General features: G+C 69.8%; 9 protein-coding genes. 3 read left to right on the top strand and 6 right to left on the bottom strand.

What is annotated here, in order from left to right; all coding sequences use genetic code 11:
• Nucleotides 1–48: 48 nt before the first annotated feature.
• The 3 genes from FHY03_RS00170 to FHY03_RS00160 form a co-directional block, all read right to left on the bottom strand.
• A complete protein-coding gene (locus FHY03_RS00170; protein WP_183928033.1) occupies nucleotides 49–1,011 on the bottom strand; it encodes a 2OG-Fe(II) oxygenase in 963 nt (320 codons plus the stop codon).
• Nucleotides 1,012–1,086: 75 nt separating this feature from the next.
• The gene (locus FHY03_RS00165) at nucleotides 1,087–4,326 is read right to left on the bottom strand and encodes a TonB-dependent receptor domain-containing protein (RefSeq protein WP_183921074.1); all 3,240 of its coding nucleotides are present in this window, start codon (nucleotides 4,324–4,326) and stop codon (nucleotides 1,087–1,089) included.
• Nucleotides 4,327–4,473: 147 nt separating this feature from the next.
• Nucleotides 4,474–6,768 (bottom strand): glycoside hydrolase family 3 N-terminal domain-containing protein, encoded by a 2,295-nt coding sequence (locus FHY03_RS00160; protein WP_183928031.1) that lies wholly within the window; start codon nucleotides 6,766–6,768, stop codon nucleotides 4,474–4,476.
• Nucleotides 6,769–6,886: 118 nt separating this feature from the next.
• Here FHY03_RS00160 and FHY03_RS00155 point away from each other — a divergent pair, with 118 nt between their 5' ends.
• The 3 genes from FHY03_RS00155 (at nucleotide 6,887) to FHY03_RS00145 (ending at nucleotide 12,583) form a co-directional block, all read left to right on the top strand.
• A complete protein-coding gene (locus tag FHY03_RS00155; RefSeq protein ID WP_183928029.1) occupies nucleotides 6,887–7,906 on the top strand; it encodes a LacI family DNA-binding transcriptional regulator in 1,020 nt (339 codons plus the stop codon).
• Complete coding sequence (locus FHY03_RS00150; protein WP_260158556.1) at nucleotides 7,903–11,061, top strand: TonB-dependent receptor domain-containing protein; 3,159 nt, start codon at nucleotides 7,903–7,905, stop codon at nucleotides 11,059–11,061. The genes FHY03_RS00155 and FHY03_RS00150 overlap by 4 nt, the downstream gene beginning before the upstream one ends.
• A gap of 64 nt (nucleotides 11,062–11,125) precedes the next feature.
• Nucleotides 11,126–12,583: a glucoamylase family protein gene (locus FHY03_RS00145; protein WP_311721307.1), complete on the top strand. Its 1,458-nt coding sequence runs from the start codon at nucleotides 11,126–11,128 to the stop codon at nucleotides 12,581–12,583.
• A 240-nt stretch (nucleotides 12,584–12,823) separates the two neighbouring features.
• Here the strand turns inward: FHY03_RS00145 and FHY03_RS00140 are convergent, their stop codons facing one another.
• From FHY03_RS00140 to FHY03_RS00130, 3 genes are all read right to left on the bottom strand, one after another.
• Nucleotides 12,824–14,728 carry an alpha-L-fucosidase gene (locus FHY03_RS00140; protein WP_183928027.1) on the bottom strand — a complete coding sequence of 635 codons (1,905 nt, stop codon included), beginning with the start codon at nucleotides 14,726–14,728 and terminating at the stop codon, nucleotides 12,824–12,826.
• Nucleotides 14,729–15,038: 310 nt separating this feature from the next.
• On the bottom strand, nucleotides 15,039–17,390 hold the full coding sequence (locus FHY03_RS00135; protein WP_311721266.1) for a GH92 family glycosyl hydrolase: 2,352 nt from the start codon (nucleotides 17,388–17,390) through the stop codon (nucleotides 15,039–15,041).
• A gap of 137 nt (nucleotides 17,391–17,527) precedes the next feature.
• Nucleotides 17,528–18,961 carry a glycoside hydrolase family 125 protein gene (locus tag FHY03_RS00130; protein WP_183928023.1) on the bottom strand — a complete coding sequence of 478 codons (1,434 nt, stop codon included), beginning with the start codon at nucleotides 18,959–18,961 and terminating at the stop codon, nucleotides 17,528–17,530.
• Between the last annotated feature and the right edge of the window lie 26 nt (nucleotides 18,962–18,987).

Here is an 18,987-nt window from a genome sequence, read left to right as displayed (position 1 = left end):
GGGCCGGGCGCCGTTGGCGCGCCCGGCCCGCTCAGGCGCCCGGCCCGCTCAGGCGAGCGTCCACGGATCCACGCGCGCGGCGCGGATCCAGCGCGTCGCCAGCCATTTCGCACCCTGGGTGACCGGGAGCCCGGCGTGTCGCGTCGCCGGGTCGGGCCGTCCGTCGGCGCGCGTGTTGGCGAACAACAAGGCGTCACCCCCGCGCGGCGTGATCGTGAGGTCCACCTCGGGGAAATGCGTCTCTCCCCCGCCGAATCCCTGGTTGAGGTAGAGCAGGACGGTGACGATCCGCTGGTTGCTGGCGCCCTGGATCGTGTCGAGATGCGGGCGGTATTCCTGGCCGGGCTGATAGCGCAGCACCGTCAGCGGCTCGCCCTGATCGACGCTGGTGCCGCTGATCGCCGCGATACGCGCGTTGATCGCGCGAACGACGAGATCCTCGCGCGTCGGCCCGATCGCCCCGCCGTCCGAGGTGCGGATCGGATGCGCTACCCAGGCCCCCGTCCGCGGATCGATCACGCGCGCGGGCTCGAGCAGCGCCGCGCCGACGCCGGCGAGATGCGCGCACTCGGCGGGCGTGAGCAGCGCGGGAAAGCGGACGATCCGCGGCGCCGCGCTCAACGGTTCCGGGGCGGGCAGGCGGGTCGGCAGCCCGGAGCGGTCGAGCGCCATCGCGTCCACCAGCGCGAGCTGCGCGGCGGCGACGGGATCGTTCGCCGCCGCAACGTGGAGCAGCGCGAGCGCGCGCGGCCAGTCGGCGGCCGCGCCGCTGCCGTTGGCGGTAAGGGCGATCTCGGCGAGCGCGGCGTCGACATGCCCGATCTCCGCCGCGCGCCGCAGCCAGACGCGAGCGGCGGCAAGGTCGCGCCGCAGCGGGGTGCCGCGCAGCAGCCAGACCGCGAGCAGCATCGCGGCATCGGCATCGCCGCCGCGGGCGGCCTCCGCCAGCAGCTCGGCCGCGGCGACGACCTGCCCCGATGCCGCGAGCCGCTCTGCCTCGTTCACCGCCATCTGCCGCTCCGTGCCGAATGAAAAAGGGGCCGGGCAGATGCCCGACCCCTCTCCCCTAACACGCTGATCAGCGGATCAGAACTTCGCGGTGATGCCCATGTAGAAGAAGCGACCGCGATTGTCGTAGATGGCCGACGTCGTGCCGATGTTCGACACACCGACGCCGGTCAGGCCGTACGGCGGATCGACGTCGCCGACGTTCGTCACGCCGCCGTAGAAGTTGAACATGTCGCTGACGTCGAGACCGAAGCGGACGTCGTTGTAGGTGACGCTCGGATACTTCTGGATCGGCGCGTAATCCAGGTTCTGCGGCGGCAGGCCGTTGACCCCGTTATAGTCCTCCCAAGTGTTCAGGTACATCTTGTCGATCCAGCGCAGCGAGTGGCCGATCGTAAAGTTGCCGAACTTCAGGTTGGTGCTGATGTTGAAGCGGTCCGACGGGCTGCCCAACTCGTCGGTGATGACGTCCTTGAAGTTGGGGCGCGACGGATCGGTGTAATCGTCGCGCTGGATCGCGTGGGTCCACACGCCCTCGATCGAAGCGCGCACGAAGCCGAAATCGTGGTTATACGCGATCTGCGTGTCGATACCGCGTGCGCGCAGCTGTGCGTAGTTGCGCGGCGCATCCTGGTACGAGCCTTCCAGGATCTGATAGGGCTGCTCTCCGGCCGGCCCACCGTCGGCGCCCGCGCGCTGGAACAATGCGCAGAACTGATTGTCGAGCGACGGCGCATCATAGCAGGCGTTGAGCGCCTGCTGCACCGACGGCGACGTGATCACGTTCTCAACCTTGATGTCGTAATAGTCGACCGACACCGACAGACCCGGGACGAAGCTGGGCTGGAACACGCCGCCCAGCGTCAGTGACTTCGACGTCTCGGCCTCGAGGTTGCGATTGCCCCCGCTGCTGATCTCGAGCGACTGCGTATACACGTAGTCGTAGCTGGTCGGGATACCGGCCGCGGCGCAATTGGCGGCGCGGTTCGCCGAGCCCGTGCCGATGTTGCGCAGCGAGCAGGGATCCGACGGCGCCGGCGTGAAGTTCTGCCCGGCCGCGGCGTAAGCCTCGCCGAGATAGGGCGAACGCACCGACTTGGCATAGCCACCGCGCAGCTGCAGGTCGCTGAACGGACGCCAGACCGCCTGACCGTTCCAGGCGACGACGGTGCCCACCGAGCCCTTGTAGTCCGCGACGCGCGCCGCGCCGGAAAGGGTCAGCTCCTTGATCAGGAAGATATCCTTGAGCAGCGGGACCGACAGCTCGCCGAACGCCTCCTTCACCTCGAACGAGGGTGCACGGAAGCTCGGGATGGCGTTGTAGAAGTTGTAGCCCGCCTGGGTCAGGGGATCGAGGTCGTAGGTCAGCGTCTCGCGGCGATACTCGGCGCCGACCGAGAAGCCGACCGGGCCGCCCGGCAGTTCGAACAGCTGACTCAGGTCACCGGCGACGAAGCCGTTGGCGACGAACTGCGTCGCCTTGCCCGAAGCGGTGGTGGGCGCGATCAGGTAGGCGCGCGCGGCGTCGCTGACCGAACCCTGGCCGAATGGGTTGAGCGGCACGCAGGCGGCGATGTCTGCGGCGAGCCGCGCCGGATCACCGCCGATGTCCTCGCCCGCGTAGGCGGGATCGACCTGCGACCGGCAGACGACCTGGCCGGCGGCGTTGCGCGTCGAGTCGAGCGCCAGGAGGAAGCGCTGCGTGTTCACGTTGCCCGTGATCACGCTGTTTTCCTTGTGCTGGCCGTAGTTCGCCGACACTTCATAGTGCCAGTCGTCGTTGAAGTCGCCGCGCACGCCGACCACCGCGCGATAGGTGTCGCGGTTGAGCCGCTCGTCGCGCGTGCCGAGATCCACCCAGTTGCGACGCAGCGAGAAGCGATAGGTGCCCGCCGCGATCTGCGCCAGTGCGGCAGCCTGGTTGGCGGCCGCGTTGGCGCCGGTGAAGGCCGCACCCGTGTTGGGGTTCACGCCCGAGTTGACCGCGGCGGCCAGCTGCGCCGCGATGGTCGTGCGCGCGTTCGCGTTGAGATAAGGGTTGTCCAGCCGGACGCCCTCGCGGTTGGTGCCCGCCGTGCCGGCATTCGAGTAGGAGCGATCCGCGAAGCCGCTGTCGATGCCGTCACCCAGCGTGGTGCCCTGCGAGAAGAACGGGCCGCTCTGCGAGCCGAACGCCTCGGTGCGGACGTACTTGGCCTCGAAGAAGGGCACGAAGGCCGGCGACACCTCGAAATGGCCGAGGACGTTGACGACGTAGCGCTTCAGGTCGGGCGAGAGGACGACCAGGTTGCCCTCACGGCTGGTCGTGCCGTTGCCGCCGACGAAGTTGCCGTTCGGCGCGAGGCCGACGCGGGTACCGGTCTGCGACGCGAGCGAGCCGTCGGGCTGGAACAGATAGGAGCAGGTGAACGAGCCCCCGATCGAGTCGGTGCCGCACGGCGCCGTGCCCGCGCCGTAGCGGAAGCCGAGCTGGCCGCCGAGCGAGATCGTCGCGCCGCGCAGGTCGCGATAGAAGGTGCGGTCCGGCGTGCCGTCCGAGGGTGCGCTCGCCGGGTCGGTATCGGTGACGATGAAGGCGTCGTTCTGGCGCAGATTGCGGCGGCCAGACGCGTAATAGTCCTGCTGGTGCGCGAACTCGGCGTTGATCGCGATGTTGCCGCGCCCGTCGGCAAAGTTCTTGCCCGCGAGGACCGAGACATACTGGTTCCCAGCATCGCCGTAGGTGCTGATGCCGTTCTGGCCGTGCAGCTGCAGGCCGTCGAAATTGTCCTTGAGGACGAAGTTGACGACGCCGGCAATCGCGTCCGATCCGTAGACCGACGACACGCCGCCGGTGACGATGTCGATCCGCTCCACCAGGTCGGTCGGGATGGTGTTAATATCGACGGCGTTGCCGTTGTTGATGATGTCGGCCGTGACCTGCCGCCGACCGTTGGTCAGCACCAGCGTGCGCGAGCGGCCGAGGTTACGCAGATCGAGGAAGTTGAGGCCACGCGTGCCGAGCCCCGAGGTCGAGTTCTGCGAGCCGAGCGTCGGATTGAGCTGCGGCAGCTGGTTGAGCGTGTCGCCGATCGAGATTCGGCCGGTCTCGAAGATATCCTGCGCGGTCACCGTGGTGATCGGGATGGGCGAGTCGTCGTTCGGGCGGCGGATGCGCGAGCCGGTGACGACGACGTCCTCGGCACCGACCTCGGTCGTGCCCGGCGCAGTGGCGTCTTGCTCCTGGGTCGGCGACCCCGCCTGCGCGAACGCCACACCCGGCAGTGCCAGGGCAGCGCTCGCGATCGCGGTGGCGCATAGGAAACGCGACATTTTCATGAGGGAACCCCTTTTTCTTTGATTGGGGTCACTCAAAACGGTGAGGCGGGAAGAAACAAGCCCGGTAGCGCTACTGCCACATGCCGGTAATAAATTTGCAAAACGATGTGACATTCTTACAACTGCGCGACACGAGTGCGCAGCGGGTTAGCCCAGCATGAACGAACCGCTCACACCCGCTGCCTCCGCCGAGGGCGCCACCCAGAGCCGGAAGGCGCCGGGCTCGACCGTCCGCTTCAGGTCGCGGCCGACGAACAGCAGGTCGTCACGCCGGAGCGCGAAGCTGACCGTCTTTCGCTCGCCCGGTGCCAGCGCCACCCGCTGGAAGGCTTTCAATTCGCGGATCGGGCGGGTGACGCTGGCGGCAACGTCGTGGACGTAGAGCTGCACGACCTCCTCGGCGGCATGGCGTCCGCGGTTCGCCACCGTCGCGCGCACGGTCAGCGTGCCGCCGGGAGCGAGCCGGTCGCCACTCAGCGACAGGTCCGAGTAAGCGACGTTGCCGTAGGTCAGCCCGTGGCCGAAGGGGAAGAGCGCGCTCTGCTCGAATTCGCGGTAATGCGCCTTGAACGGCTGGAGCGGCCCCGGCGGGTTCGGGCGCCCGGTCGACTTGTGCGCGTAATAATAGGGGGACTGACCGGTCGCGCGCGGGAAGGACACGGGTAGCCGCGCCGAGGGCGCCACGGCGCCGAACAGCATGTCGGCGATCGCCGGCCCGTCCTGCGAGCCTAGGAACCAGGTCACCGCGATCGCGCGCGCGCCGAGCACCGCGGTGTCGAGCGCGAGCGCGCGCCCGGTGCGCAGTAGCACCACCACCGGCGTCCCGGTCACGGCGACGGCGCGTGCCAGCGCGAGCTGCGGCTCGGGCACCACCACCGCCGAGCGCGACTGCGCCTCGCCAGACATGTCCTGCGCCTCGCCGACCGCGAGCACGACGATGTCGGCGGCACGTGCGGCTGCCACCGCCGCCGCGATCCCGCCGGGCAGCGGCGCATGGATCGCCGACCCCGGCGTGACGCTCACCTGCGCCGCGTCCGCGACCATGCTGCGCACCGCCGTGGCGAGGTCGGTCGCGCCGGCGTCGGTGCCGTAGACGTTCCAGGGGCCGATCAGGTCGTGCTGCCCGGAGACGAACGGCCCGATCAGCGCGATGCGCTTGCCGGCGCGTGGCAGCGGCAGCAGCTGGTCGTCGTTCTTGAGAAGGACAATCGAGCGCGCCCCGGCCTCGCGCGCCAGCGCCAGCGTGGCGGGCATGCGCACCTCGGCGCGTTCGCGTGCCGGATCGATGCGGCGGAACGGGTCGTCGAACAGCCCCAGTGTCACCTTGAGCGCGAGCACGCGCCGCACCGCCTCGTCGAGCCGCGCCGCCGGCACCTCGCCCTTGGCGACGAGGTCGGGCAGGTGCTTGAGGTAGAAGCCGCTCTGCATCGACATGTCGACGCCGGCCAGGAAGGCCAGCCTGGTCGCCTCGCGCGCGTCGGCGGCGAGGCCGTGCGCGATCAGCTCCTCGTCGCCGGTATAGTCGGAGACGACCAGACCGCCGAACCCCCATTCGCGCCGCAGCACGTCGGTGAGCAGCCAGTCGTTGGCGGTGGCGGGGACGCCCGATATCTCGTTGAACGAGGCCATCACCGTGGGCGCGCCCGCGGCCAGCGCCGCCTCGAACGGCGGAAAATAGATCTCGCGCAGCGTCCGCTCCGAGACGTCGACGCTGTTATAGTCGAGCCCGCCCTCGCCGGCGCCATAAGCGACGAAATGCTTGGCGCAGGCCGCCACCGCGCGCGGATCGGCGAGCCCGTTCTCGCCCTGGAAACCGCGCACCCGCGCCGCCGCCATCAGCCGCCCCAGCAGCACGTCCTCGCCCGCGCCCTCGACGCCGCGGCCCCAGCGCGCGTCGCGCGCGATGTCGACCATGGGCGCGAAGGTCCAGTCGATCCCCGACGCCGCCGCCTCGGCGCCCGCGGCGCGCGCGGTGCGGCGCGCCAGCTCGGGGTCGAAGCTCGCCGCCTCCGCCAGCGGCACCGGGAAGACGGTGCGGAAGCCGTGAATGATGTCGGCCGCGAACAGCAGCGGGATCTTGAGCCGCGACTGCGTCATGGCCGCGCGCTGCATCCGCTGCGCCATCACCGCGCCATTGCCGTTGAACACCCCGGTGAGCCGGCCGCGCCGCACGTCGCGCAGCTGTCCCTCGAAGCTGGCGCCCGCGCCCGCGGGGTTGAGCGCGGTCGCAGCGCCACCCGCCCAGGCTGCGGCCATCAGGGTGAGCTGGCCCGCTTTCTCCTCCACCGTCATGCGTGCGACGAGCGACTCGACGGCCGCTGGCAGCGGTGCGGCTGACGCCCGCGCGAGCAGCGCGCGCGCCGGGCTGGCAGCCCAGGCGAGCGTCGCGCCCGCGCCCATCAGCCAGGCGCGGCGCGAGGGCCGTGATGCGTCCTGGGTCATGTCCTCTCCCTCGTTAGCGGCAGGATTGATCGTCTCTATTGTTACGTGTAAACGGTTACATCAAGGACGGCAATGCGCGTGGTGCGCGCCGTCGCGGGAGAGGACGTCCAGGCGGCGTATGCCGAACGCAACGATCCGTGACGTCGCTCGCGAGGCGCAGGTGTCGGTCGCCTCGGTGTCGCGCGCGCTCAATGGGCATGAGCGGGTCCGGCCCGAGCTGCGCGCGCGCGTGCAGGAGGTGGCGGCGCGGCTCGGCTATGTGCCGCACGCCGGCGCGCGCAGTCTCAGCCTGGCGAGAACGTCGGCGGTCGGCGTGGTGCTGCCCGACCTTCACGGCGAGTTCTTCTCCGAGCTGCTGCGCGGCATGGATCGCGAGGTGGCGGCGCAGAAGCTCGCGCTGCTGCTGACGGTGCTGCAGAACGGGCGCGGGCTCAACACGCTGGCGGCGCTGCGCGGTCAGGTCGACGGGCTGGTGGTGATGGCGCCGCAGCTCGGCGCGGCGGAGCTGCGCGCGCAGCTGCCCGCGGGGCTGCCGGCGGTGTTCCTAAACTGCGTGCCCGGGCTCGTCGGCGCGGCGCTGCGGGTCGACAATGCCGCGGGCGCGGCGGCGATGGTGGACCATCTCGTCGCCGCGGGCGCGCGTGCGATCGCGCATGTCGCCGGCCCAGTCGGCAACGTCGATGCCGAGGAGCGCCGCGCCGGCGCAGTAGCCGCGGCCGAGCGCGCCGGCGTCGTGCTGACAGTGATCCAGGGCGACTTCACCGAGGCGAGCGGCGCCGCCGCGGCGGCACAGGTGGCGTGCGGCGCGATCCGGGCCGACGCGCTGTTCGCCGCCAACGACGCGATGGCGATCGGCGCACTGGTGGCGCTGAAGGGGCGCGGGATCGCGGTGCCGGGCCAGGTGCGCGTCGCCGGCTTCGACGACATTCCGCTGGCGCGGCTGGTGACGCCGGCGCTGACGACGATGCGGGTCGACATCGCGGCGCTGGGCGCGCGCGCGGTGGAGCTGCTGGCGCGGCGGATCGTCGCGCCGGCTGAGGGGTTGGTGGAGGTCGGCCCGGCCGACGCGGAGGCGATCGTCCCGCGTCTGGTGGTGCGCGACACGACAACAGAAACGGACAGGGAGACACAGTCATGATCAAGGGATCGAACCGGCGCAGGATGATGCGCACGGCATGGGCACGCGCGACCGCGCTCGGCGCCATCGGGGCGCTCGGCGCCACGCTGGCCACCACGTGGAGCGCGCCCGCGGCGGCGCAGGTGGGGCAGGCGTCGCTGCGCGGCGTCATCCGCTCGACCCCCGACAATCCCGTCACCGAGGTGACGATCGTCGAGGTCGCGACCAATTACCGCCGCTCCACCGTCGTCGGGCCGGACGGCAGCTACAATTTCGCCTCGCTGCGCGCCGGCGCCTACCGGCTCGAGATCCGCACCAAGGCGGGTGTGCGCAACTCGGACCAGTTCACCCTTAGGGTCGGGCAGAACGCCGGACTTGACCTCGATCTCTCCACCCCCGCCGCGACCGCGCCGGCGCCGGCCGCGGGAGCGGACGCGAACGGCAACGCGCCCCAGCAGGGCGCGACGGGTGACGCCGCCACCGAGGAGCAGGGCGGGGCGACGCCGCAGGGCGAGCCGGGCGACATCATCGTCACCGGCAGCCGGCTGCGCTCGCTCTCGGGCGGCCAGGTCGGCATCAACGTGACCCAGCGGCTGATCGAGCAGCTGCCGCAGAACAGCCGCAACTTCCTCGCCTTCGCCGATCTGGCGCCCGGCGTCCGCTTCATCGAGAGCGCCGACGGCAGCTCGCGCATCCAGGGCGGCGCGCAGGGCAGCAACTCGGTCAACGTCTTCATCGACGGCGTCAGCCAGAAGGACTACGTGCTGCGCGGCGGCCTCACCGGGCAGGACAGCTCGCCGGGCAACCCGTTTCCGCAGCTCGCCATCGGCGAGTATCAGGTGCTGTCGTCCAACTATAAGGCCGAGTTCGACCAGGTCGGCTCGGTCGCGATCGTCGCCGGTACCAAGTCGGGCACCAACGAGTTCCACGGCGACGGCTTCTTCGACTATACCAACCAGAACCTGCGCGATCGCCGCCCGACCGAGATCTTCCCCAACACGATCGACAAGGTCGCCTCGACCGACAAGCAATATGGCGTCGCGCTGGGCGGCCCGATCGTCAAGGACGTGGCGCACTTCTTCGTCAGCTACGAGGGCAAGCGCCGCGAGATCCCGGTCGACATCCTTCCCGGCAACGGCATCGCGGTGAGCAGCCTGCCGGCGCAGTATCAGGATCTGTTCGGCTCCTTCAACTCGACCTTCAAGCAGGACCTGTATTTCGGCAAGATCGACTTGACGCCGACCGACAAGGACCTGTTCGAGCTCACCGGCAAGTACCGCAACGAGTCGGGCTATCAGATCAGCAACGGCATCGCCGCTTTCTCCACCGCGACCCTGACCAAGGTCGAGGAGATCCGTGCGATGGGCCGGTGGCAGCACAGCGAGGAGAAGTGGGTCAACGACTTGCGCGTCTCCTATGAAGACGTCAGCTGGTCGCCGCAGCCTGCCACGAACGGCATCAGCCAGCAGTTCCGCGCCACCTCGCGCACGCCGACGGGGGTGAGCACCTTCAACCTGTTCCGCGACGGCGCCGGGCTGAGCCTGCAGGACAAGGGCCAGACCGGCTGGACGGTGCAGGACGATTTCACCTGGACCGGCTTCGAGGGCCACACGATCAAGGTCGGCGCCAAGGCCAAGTGGGTGAAGCTCAACTCGCTCGAGCAGAACCTGATCAACCCGCTCTACTCGTACGACACGACGCTGCCGACCGGGAGCGGTTTCAACAACACGATCCCGTACAGCCTCGAGTTCGGCGCCAACGGCTCGCTGGGTGACCCGCGCATCCGCTCGAACAATTTCCAGTTCGGCGCCTACATCCAGGACGACTGGGACGTCACCGATCGGCTGACGCTCAACCTCGGCGTCCGCTGGGACTATGAGCGCACCCCGGCGTTCCTCAACTACGTCACCTCGGCGGAGGATCTCGCCGCGGTGTCGTCGGCGAACTACCCGAACCTCAACAACGCCGATTACAACATCAACGACTATATCTCGACCGGGAACAACCGGAAGGCGTTCAAGGGCGCGTGGCAGCCGCGCGTCGGCTTCACCTACCGGCTCGACGAGCAGGGCCGCTTCACCGTGTTCGGCGGCTATGGCCGGTCCTACGACCGTAACCAGTTCGACTTCCTGCAGCAGGAGCTGTCGAACGGTCGTTTCCAGCGCCGCCAGTTCCTCTTCCAGGGTGCCGACACGATCAACCCGTGCACGCCGAGCGCGACCTGTATCCCGTGGAACGACGCCTATCTCACGGAGGCGGGCCGGCAGCAGCTGGCTGGGAACGGCGTGCCGGGCGGACGCGAGTTCCGCTTCATCAAGAACGACCTGAAGATCCCCTACTCGGACCAGTTCAGCCTCGGCATCCGCGGCCGCTTCAACCCGGTCGAGCTCGAGCTGGGCTATACGCGGATCGTCAGCAAGGACGGCTTCGTCTACCTGCTCGGTACGCGCCGCCCCGACGGCTCCTTCTTCGCGCCGTCGCCCACCACCGGCGCACCGCAGGGCCCCGATGTGTCGTTCGCGCCGTCGGGCTATGGCGCGATCATCATCGGCGACAACGGGCTCGAGACCAAGGCGGACTCAGCCTATGTCAAGCTGACGAAGGCCTATTCGGCGGCGTCGCCGTGGAGCCTCGACGCGACCTACACCTTCACCGCGGCGACCGACAACCGGCCCAACAACGATCAGGCGGCCTACTTCCTGCTCGATTTCCCCAGCGCCTCGGATTACCCGATGCTGCGCTCGGGCGTGGTGCCGCGCCACCGCTTCGTGATCGCGGGTAGCGCCGATACGCCGATCGGCGTGACGCTCTCGGCCAAGTTCCAGATCGAGTCGCCGCTTTTCCAGCGCGCCCTGCTCGACACGGCGACGCCCTATGAGCGCCGGATCGTCGGCTCCGAGGTGTTCGGGCTCGGCGATCGCTGGGGTCGGCGCCAGCTCGACCTCGCCTTCACCAAATACGTGCCGCTGGGCTTCCTCAGCGACCAGACGCGCGTGCGCCTGCGCGTCGACATCCTCAACGCGATGAACGACCGGAACTATGTCGACTATAACAACGATCCCACCGACACCACGCGCACCGCGGCCTCGCCGAGCATCTATCGCGAGAACTCGACGTACAGCATCGGTGGCAATCCGCCGCGCACGGTGAAACTCTCGGCCGGGTTCAGTTTCTGACCCACCAAGCGGCGGACGGCCTGCGCGGGGCCGTCCGCCGCGCTCTACTCGCAGGAGGTGCATGATCCTCGACCGACGTGACATGCTGCGCGCCGCCGCGCTGGGCGGCGCGGCCCTCGCCGGGGGATGTACCGCCCCGGCACCGCGCGTCCCACGGCTCGCTTTCCCCGGCGTGCTGCCCGAGCTGGGCACCACCCCCGCCTCCGCTAGCGACCCGCTGATGGACGACATCCAGAAGCGCACCGTGAGCTTCTTCTGGAACACCACCGACCAGGTGATGGGGCTCGCGCCCGATCGCTGGCCGACCCCGAGCTTCGCCTCGATCGCCGCGGTCGGCTTCGCGCTGACCACTTACCCGATCGCGGTCACGCGCGGCTGGATCACGCGCCCGGCGGCGGCGGAGCGGACGCTCACCACCCTGCGCTTCTTCGCCGAGGCGCCGCAGGGGCCGGGCGACGACACCAGCGGCTACAAGGGCTTCTTCTACCACTTCCTCGGCACCACCAAGGGCCATCGCTTCGCGCGCTGCGAGCTGTCGACGATCGACACCGCGCTGCTGCTCGGCGGCGTGCTGTTCGCGCAGACCTGGTTCGACGATCCCACCGACGCGCGCGAGAAGCAGATCCGCGACCTCGCCGACCAGATCTACCGCGCGGTCGAGTGGGACTGGATCACGCCGCGCGCGCCCTTCGTGGCGATGGGCTGGCATCCCGAGAGTGGCTTCATCGGCTCGGACTGGAACATCTACAACGAGAGCCTGATCCTCTACGTGCTCGCGCTCGGCTCGCCCACCCACGCGCTGCCGCCGACCACCTGGGCGGAGTGGACCGATCGCTTCGATCCCTCGTGGGACGAGAAGTACGACAATCCCTTCACCGCCTTCCCGCCGCTGTTCGGCCACCAATACAGTCAGGTATGGCTAGACTTTCGCGGCGTGCGCGACGCTTACTCGATCCGCCGCGGGCTCGACTATTTCGAGAACAGCCGGCGCGCGACCTATGCGCAACGGCGCTATTGCATCAACAATCCGCCGGGCTGGCGCGGCTATGACGAGAACGTCTGGGGCCTCACCGCGTGCGACGGACCGGGCGACTTCGTCCGCGAGATCGACGGGCGCAACCGCGAGTTCTTCTCCTACTCGGCGCGCGGTCCCGGCGACCGCGACGACGGCACGATCGCGCCGACCGCGGCGCTCGGCTCGATCGCCTTCGCGCCCGAGATCGTGCTGCCCGCCGCGCGCGAGATGTACCAGCGCTACGGCACCGCGATCTACGGCCAGTACGGCTTCTTCGACAGTTTTAACCCGACGCTGACGTTGCCGAATGTACCGCTCAAGCACGGCAAGGTGGTGCCCGGCATCGGCTGGGTAGCGAGCGACTATCTCGGCATCGACCAGGGGCCGATCGCCTGCATGATCGAGAACTGGCGCAGCGGGCTGATCTGGAAGACGATGCAGCGCAACCCGTACGTGCGCGCCGGGCTGGAGCGCGCCGGCTTCAAAGGTGGGTGGATGGGGAACTGAGGGTGGGATCAGGGGCGGGGGCCGGCTTGGTTGGTCGCGTCGCTTGTGAGATCGCGCGCTTCCGCTCCGTTCGTGCTGAGGAGGCACTGAGCGAAGTCGAAGTGCCGTCTCGAAGCACCGCCACGCCGGACGTTCGGAGGTGCTTCGAGACGAGGATTCGACGAGCTCAGCCTCTCCTCAGCACGAACGGGGCGTGGGGATCAGCCTGGCCGAAGACGGGAGATGCGCGGTGCGCCCTACTCACATTCCCCCAAACGCCCCGATCTCCGCCACCGTCAGCTGTGACGCCGGCAGTGCCACCGCGTCGAAGGTCACGCGCAGGTAACGTGCCCGGCGCGGCGTGAATGCCACGCGCTGCGTCGACAGCGCATAGGCGATGTTGCCGAACTCGCCGCTGGCCGCGGGCTGCCAGGTCGTGCCGTCCGCGCTGGTCTCGCAACGATAGCCGCGCGGCGGCGCAGTATCCTTCGCCACGGTGCGCGAGGGCGTGAGGCTGAAGCCGGTCAACGTCAGCGCCGCGGCGAGATCGATCGTCACGCTCGCGGGCGCGGCGGAGGAGGGGGCGGGGACGGTCCAGCGCGTCGCCGCGTCGCCGTCGATCAGCGCCTCGGCACCGGCGCCGCTCGCCGCGACGATGCGCCACTTGTCTTTGGCGAGCACGGTCGGGTCGGACGAGCGCACCGGCGCCACCGCGACCGGCGCAACCTGGCGGAACAGCGCGATCTCGCTGATCGCGGGGCAGGCGGGCGCCTCGACCACGCGCAGCCGCAGCCGCCGCGCTTCGCTTGGCCGCGGCAGGCGGATGATCCGCTGCGCGCCGATGCACTCATGCTCCGCGACCGTGCGCCACGCGCCGCCCTCCTCCAGGTCGACCGCGAAGCGGGTCACGCGCACGCCGAGCGGCAGATGCTCGCGCAGCCGGATCACGTCGAACGCGCGGCCCGGCGGCAGGTCGAGCGTGAGCGTCGGCGTCGTGATCGCGTCGGGCGTCGACCAATAGGTGTCGCGCCGCCCGTCGAGCACGCGCGCCGCGGCGAAGGCTGGCCCGCGCTCGGCGCTGGCGTGCGCGACCGCGCCGCGCGCGAGATCGGTCGCATAGGTCGCGGCCTGCGCGTCGCCGAAGCTCTTGAGCACCGCGACATCATGGTCGTGCAGCCGGCCGCGCCGGTCCGGCGGCAGGTTGAGGTTGAGGTTGGTGCCGCGCCCGACCGACTCGTCGTACAGCCGCAGCAGCCGCGCCGGGTCCTTGACCTTGGCGTCCTCGTCGGCGTGGTAGAACCAGCCCGGGCGGATCGAGACGTCGGTCTCGGCCGGCCACCACAAAGGCGCGCCGCGCACGCCCGAGTTGCCCTCGCTCTGCACGTAGGGGTGGTTGGGCATGGTCGGCCAGCACGGGTCGCCCGCGACGCCGTCCTCGTTGCCGACCCAGCGCACGTCGGCGCCGAGCGGGTCGAAGGTGCACGCCATCGGCTGATGCTGGTGGACCAGCGCCACGATCGACGGCCAGTTGTAATAGCGCGGCGCGTCGATCTTCCGCGCCTCCCGCGCGCCGCCGTAATAGCCGTCGCCGCCGTTGGCACCGTCGAACCAGAACTCGAACAGCTCGCCGTAGTTGGTGCAGAGTTCGACCACCTGCTGGCGGAAATAGTCGACGTAGCCTGGACGGCCGTACTCCGGATGGTTGCGATCCCAGGGCGAGAGATAGAGGCCGAAAGCGAGTCCGGCGCGCCGGGTCGCCAGCTCCATCTCGCGCACGATGTCGCCCTTGCCCTGCTTGTAGGGGCTGTTGCGGATGCAATGTTCGGTCAGCCGGGTCGGCCAGAGGCAGAAGCCGTCGTGGTGCTTGGCGGTGAGGATGATGCCGCGCATGCCGCCCGCCTTGGCCGCGGCGACGATCTGGTCGGCGGAGAAGTCGCTGGGGTTGAACAACGCCGGGCTCTCGTCGCCGTAGCCCCATTCGCGGTCGGTGAAGGTGTTGATCGAGAAATGGACGAAGGCATATTGCTCGCGCGCGTGCCAGGCGAGCTGACGCCGCGACGGCGTCGCGCCCCAGGGCTTCGGCGCAGCGGTGCGCTGCGCGGCGGCGGGCAGTGCGGCGGTGGCGGCGCTGGCGGCGAGCAGCGCGCGGCGGGTGAGGTCGGTCATGGGTGGCTCCAGTCGGGGCGCGATAGCAGAGGATAGCACCACCCCGGCGAACGCCGGGGTTCAGTTGGGCAAGGTCGCCGCATCTCGCGCGCGACCCGAAAGTGAGCCGGGGTGGTCGCGAGACCTTTGAAAAACCTTCCGTCATCCCGGACTTGTTCCGGGAACCACCGTCCCGCGAACTTACCGCCCTTCGCCTTCGCAGAAGCGTTGATCCCGGAACAAGTCCGGGATGACGGAAGTGCGAGAGCGTTGCGCGGCTCTTGCAAAGGGTCCGCCTTCGCCGCGGCAATAGGAAGCGAGAAAGTCGCGCTCACCCCGGCACCCGCCCGAACGACGGCGGGCGATCCGCCATCGCGCGGCCGAAGCCGGGCACCGGCGTCGCGCTCATCGTGAAGCGCAGCGTGCCTCCCCTGACCAGCTCGGCGTGGCTGATCCAGCTCTTCGTCCAGGGCCGCCCGTTCCACGTCACCGCGGCGACATAGGGCGTGTCGGCGCGGTTGCCCGGCGCCTCGATCACCAGCCGCTTGCCATCACCGACGCGCAGCGTCGCGCGCTCGAACAGGGGCGAGCCGAACACATAGGCCGCCTCGACCGGGTCGACCGGGTAGAAGCCCAGCGCCGAGAACACGAACCAGGCGCTCATCTGCCCGCAATCGTCGTTACCGATCACGCCCTTGGGCGCGTTCTGGTACATCTCGACGCACAGTCGCCGCACCATCGCCTGCGTCTTCCACGGCGCGCCGACATAGGCGTAGAGATAGGGCGCGTGCTGGTCGGGCTCGTTGCCGTGCGCGTACTGGCCGACCAGCCCGGCGATATCGGGCGGCGCGTTGGCGGGCAGCGTCGAGGGGGCGGTGAACAGCGCGTCCAGTTTAGCCTCGAACGCGCGGTCGCCGCCGATGTGGCGGATCAGCCCATAGACGTCGTGCTGGTTGAGGAAGGTCGCCTGCCAGCCGTTCGCCTCGGTATAGTCGCGCCACCACGGCTTGGGCATGTGGCCGAGCTGGATCGGATCATAGTCCTTCCACCAGCTGCCGTCGGCGAAGCGCGGGCGCGCGAAGCCGATGCGGGCATCGATCACGTTGCGCCAGTTGCCCGAGCGCTTCCCCAGCCGCTCGGCGTCGGCGCTCTGCCCCGCAGCGCGCGCGAGGTGTGACGAGGCCCAGTCGTCATAGGCATATTCCTGCGTGCGGCTGACGCTCTCGAACCAGACGTCGGCGGGGACATAGCCCTTGGCGTCGTACAGGTCGCGACCCTTGCTGTTGTCGAGGTCGGGCGCGGTGAAATCGAACGAGCGTTTGCGGATCGCCGGCCAGGCGGCGGCATAGTCGGCGGGGATCCCCTTGGCCTGCGCCTCGGCGAGCACCGACACGCCGTGCCAGCCCATCATCGTCCCGGTCTCGACGCCCTGGAGCGGCCAGACGAGCGGGCCGTAGGGGCTCTGCTGCGTCTGACGGACGAGGTCGCGCACCAGCGCCCCGGCCTGATCGGGCGCGACGAGCGTCAGCAGCGGGTGGAGCGCGCGATACGTGTCCCACAGCGAGTAGGTCGAGAAAGCGCGCTCGCCCGCGGGGACGCGCTGCGGCCGGCGATCGAGTCCGATGTAGCGGCCGTCGACGTCGGAGAAGAGTGTCGGCGCGACCATCGCGTGGTACAAGGCCGAGGCCATGATGACGCGCTGGTCGGCGCTGCCGCCCTCCACCGCGATCGCGCCGAGCTGGTTGGCCCAGCGGCGTGCGGCGGCGCGGCGGACCGCGTCGAAGTCCCAGCCGCGCGCCTCGGCGGCGAGGTTGGCCCGCGCCCCCGCGACGTCGACCGCGGAGATGCCGCAGCGCGCCAGCAGCGGCGCGCCCCCGGCCTCGTCGAAGTGGAGCACCGCCTTGACGCGCTTGCCCCGCACGCCGCTGGCGCCGGCGGGCTGCTCCTTGTCCTCATCGCCGTAGAAGGTCACGCGGTCGGGCCGGCGCGACAGCTGGAGTGCGAAGTGAATGCGCCGTCCCTTGGCCCAGCGATGGACGCGGCGGCTGCCAGTCAGCGTGCCCTCGGCGTCGAGCGCGAGCGAGGCCTCGTCGATCAGCGGTTTGGCGTCGCTCTTGTCGAGCACGAGGTGCGACAGGTCGACCAGCACATGCGCCGCGCCCCCGGGGAAGGTGTAGCGGTGCCAGCCGGTGCGCTCGGTCACGGTGAGTTCGGCGAGCACGCCGCTCTCGAGCTTCACGCGGTAATAGCCGGGCTCGGCAAGCTCGTCGGAGTAGCGCTGGCGATAGCCAGCGTCGGGATCGGCGAGCGGGCCGGGCGTGAGCTTCACCTCGCCGCGTGTCGGCACCAGCAGCACGTCGAGCATGTCGCCGATGCCCGTGCCCGAGAGGTGGGTGTGGCTGAACCCCATGATCGAGCCGTCGCCGTGGTGGTAGCCCGAGCAGGTGTCCCAGCGCTCGACGTCGGTGTCGGGCGAGAGCTGCACCATGCCGAAGGGGAGCGTCGCTCCGGGATAGGTGTGGCCGTCGCCGCCCGTGCCGACGAAGAGGTTGGGGGCGGTGCGCTGCCTTCGCGCCGCGGCGGCGAGGGGGAGCGGGGCGGCGAGCGCGGTGCTCGCGGCGGTGGCGAGCAGCGCGCGACGGCTGAGCTGGAGGCGGTGAGGGCGCGGCGCTTCGTTTCTCACCTCGCCCGTACCCCGGCGAAGGCCGGGGTCCAGCTGCGTAGGCCGTAGTGACTCTTGCGCAGCGTTCTCCAACTGAGCCCCGGCCTCCGCTGGGGCACCGGTGACGGCAGCGAGCGTCCCGACCTCGTCCCGCTCCATTACAGCGCTCCCGCGAGCAGCGCGGGCTGCGTCGCGGCCAGCCGCACGATCAGCTCGCCGAACAGACCGTTGGCCCAGGCGAACCAGTGGCGCGTCCACGTGTTCGGATCGTCTTGGTCGAAGCTCTCGTGGATGAAGCCCGTGCCCGCGTCGGTGTCTCGGATCGTCCTGAGGCAGGCGCGGATCACCGCCGGATCGTTGGTCGACAGCGCGCGCACGATCAGCGACATCGGCCAGATCTGCCGCAGCCCCGCGTGCGGACCCCCGATACCCTCGCCGGCGCGACCGCGGAAGAAATAGGGGTTCACGTCGCTCCACGCCGCCGCCTCGGTACGGCGCCACAGCGCGTCGTCGGGGGCGACGCAGCCGAGATAGGAGAGCCCCGACAGCGACGGCACGTTGGCGTCGTCCATGAAATAGGCATTGCCGTAGCCGTCGACCTCATAGGCCCAGACCTCGCGGCCGTCGCGCAGCTTCATCGTGCCGTAAGCGCGCAGCGCCGCGCCGACCTCGTCCGCCAGCGCGCTTGCCTCCTGCGCCAGCGCCGCATCCTTCTTGGCCTCGTTCGCCACCGTCGCCAGACCGCGCAGCGCGCTCACCGCGAACAGGTTGGACGGGATCAGGAAGGGATATTGGCACGCGTCATCGGAGGGGCGGAAGCCCGAGGCGATCAGCCCGACCGGCTTGATCGGATTGCCGTAGCCGCGCGAGGGCAACGTCTCGGTGTTGCGGTCGGACACGCGCAGGAAGCGGTACGGCCCCGGCCCGTCCTTGCGCTGCTGCTCGCGGAAGGTGCGGATGCTGGCGCGCGCGCCCTCCGCCCAGGTCCTGTCGAACGGGCGCGCGTCGCCGGTCGCCTGCCAATATTGCAGCGCCACCCGCATCGGATAGCAGAGCGAGTCGATCTCCCACTTGCGCTCGGCCACGCCCAGCTTGAGCTCGGTGACGTCCTTGAGCGACCATTCCAGCTGCGTCTTGGCCCTGGGGTCCTCAAGAAAGGCGTTCGCATACGGGTCGATCAGGATGCAGCGCGCCTGCCGCGCGATCAGCCCGCGGAACAGCTCGCCCAGCCGCGGGTCGGCCTTGGCGAGATGGACGTAGGGCGCCACCTGCGCCGAGCTGTCGCGCAGCCACATCGCGTCGATGTCGCCGGTGATCACGAACGTGTCGGCGCGGCCGTCGACCGTTCCTAGCCGCACCGTCGTGTCGAGCGTGTTCGGGTAGCAGTTGCCGAACATCCAGCGCAGCTTGGGATCGCCGATCTTGGTCGAGACGCGCTGCATCTCCTGCTCCACCGCGCGGCTGGTGAAGCGGCGCTCGCCGAGCGACGGGCGCTTGCTGGCGAAGGCCGCGTGGGTGGCGGCACGCGCGGTCGTGGGGGCGGCGGCCAGGGCCGCGGCGGCGCCCACGAAGGTGCGGCGGTCGATCGTCATGCTATGTCTTCTCCTAGGTCGTCATC

The organism is Sphingomonas sp. BK345, from assembly GCF_014193845.1.
In the GTDB taxonomy this organism is placed as follows: domain Bacteria; phylum Pseudomonadota; class Alphaproteobacteria; order Sphingomonadales; family Sphingomonadaceae; genus Sphingomonas.
Note: the sequence above shows the minus strand (reverse complement) of the source record. Positions and strands in the feature narration are given on the sequence as shown.

Coding starts and splice junctions, on each gene's coding strand:
- FHY03_RS00170 (WP_183928033.1), bottom strand. CDS start 1,011: ATGGCGGTGAACGAGGCAGAGCGGCTCGCGGCATCGGGGCAGGTCGTC.
- FHY03_RS00165 (WP_183921074.1), bottom strand. CDS start 4,326: ATGAAAATGTCGCGTTTCCTATGCGCCACCGCGATCGCGAGCGCTGCC.
- FHY03_RS00160 (WP_183928031.1), bottom strand. CDS start 6,768: ATGACCCAGGACGCATCACGGCCCTCGCGCCGCGCCTGGCTGATGGGC.
- FHY03_RS00155 (WP_183928029.1), top strand. CDS start 6,887: ATGCCGAACGCAACGATCCGTGACGTCGCTCGCGAGGCGCAGGTGTCG.
- FHY03_RS00150 (WP_260158556.1), top strand. CDS start 7,903: ATGATCAAGGGATCGAACCGGCGCAGGATGATGCGCACGGCATGGGCA.
- FHY03_RS00140 (WP_183928027.1), bottom strand. CDS start 14,728: ATGACCGACCTCACCCGCCGCGCGCTGCTCGCCGCCAGCGCCGCCACC.
- FHY03_RS00130 (WP_183928023.1), bottom strand. CDS start 18,961: ATGACGATCGACCGCCGCACCTTCGTGGGCGCCGCCGCGGCCCTGGCC.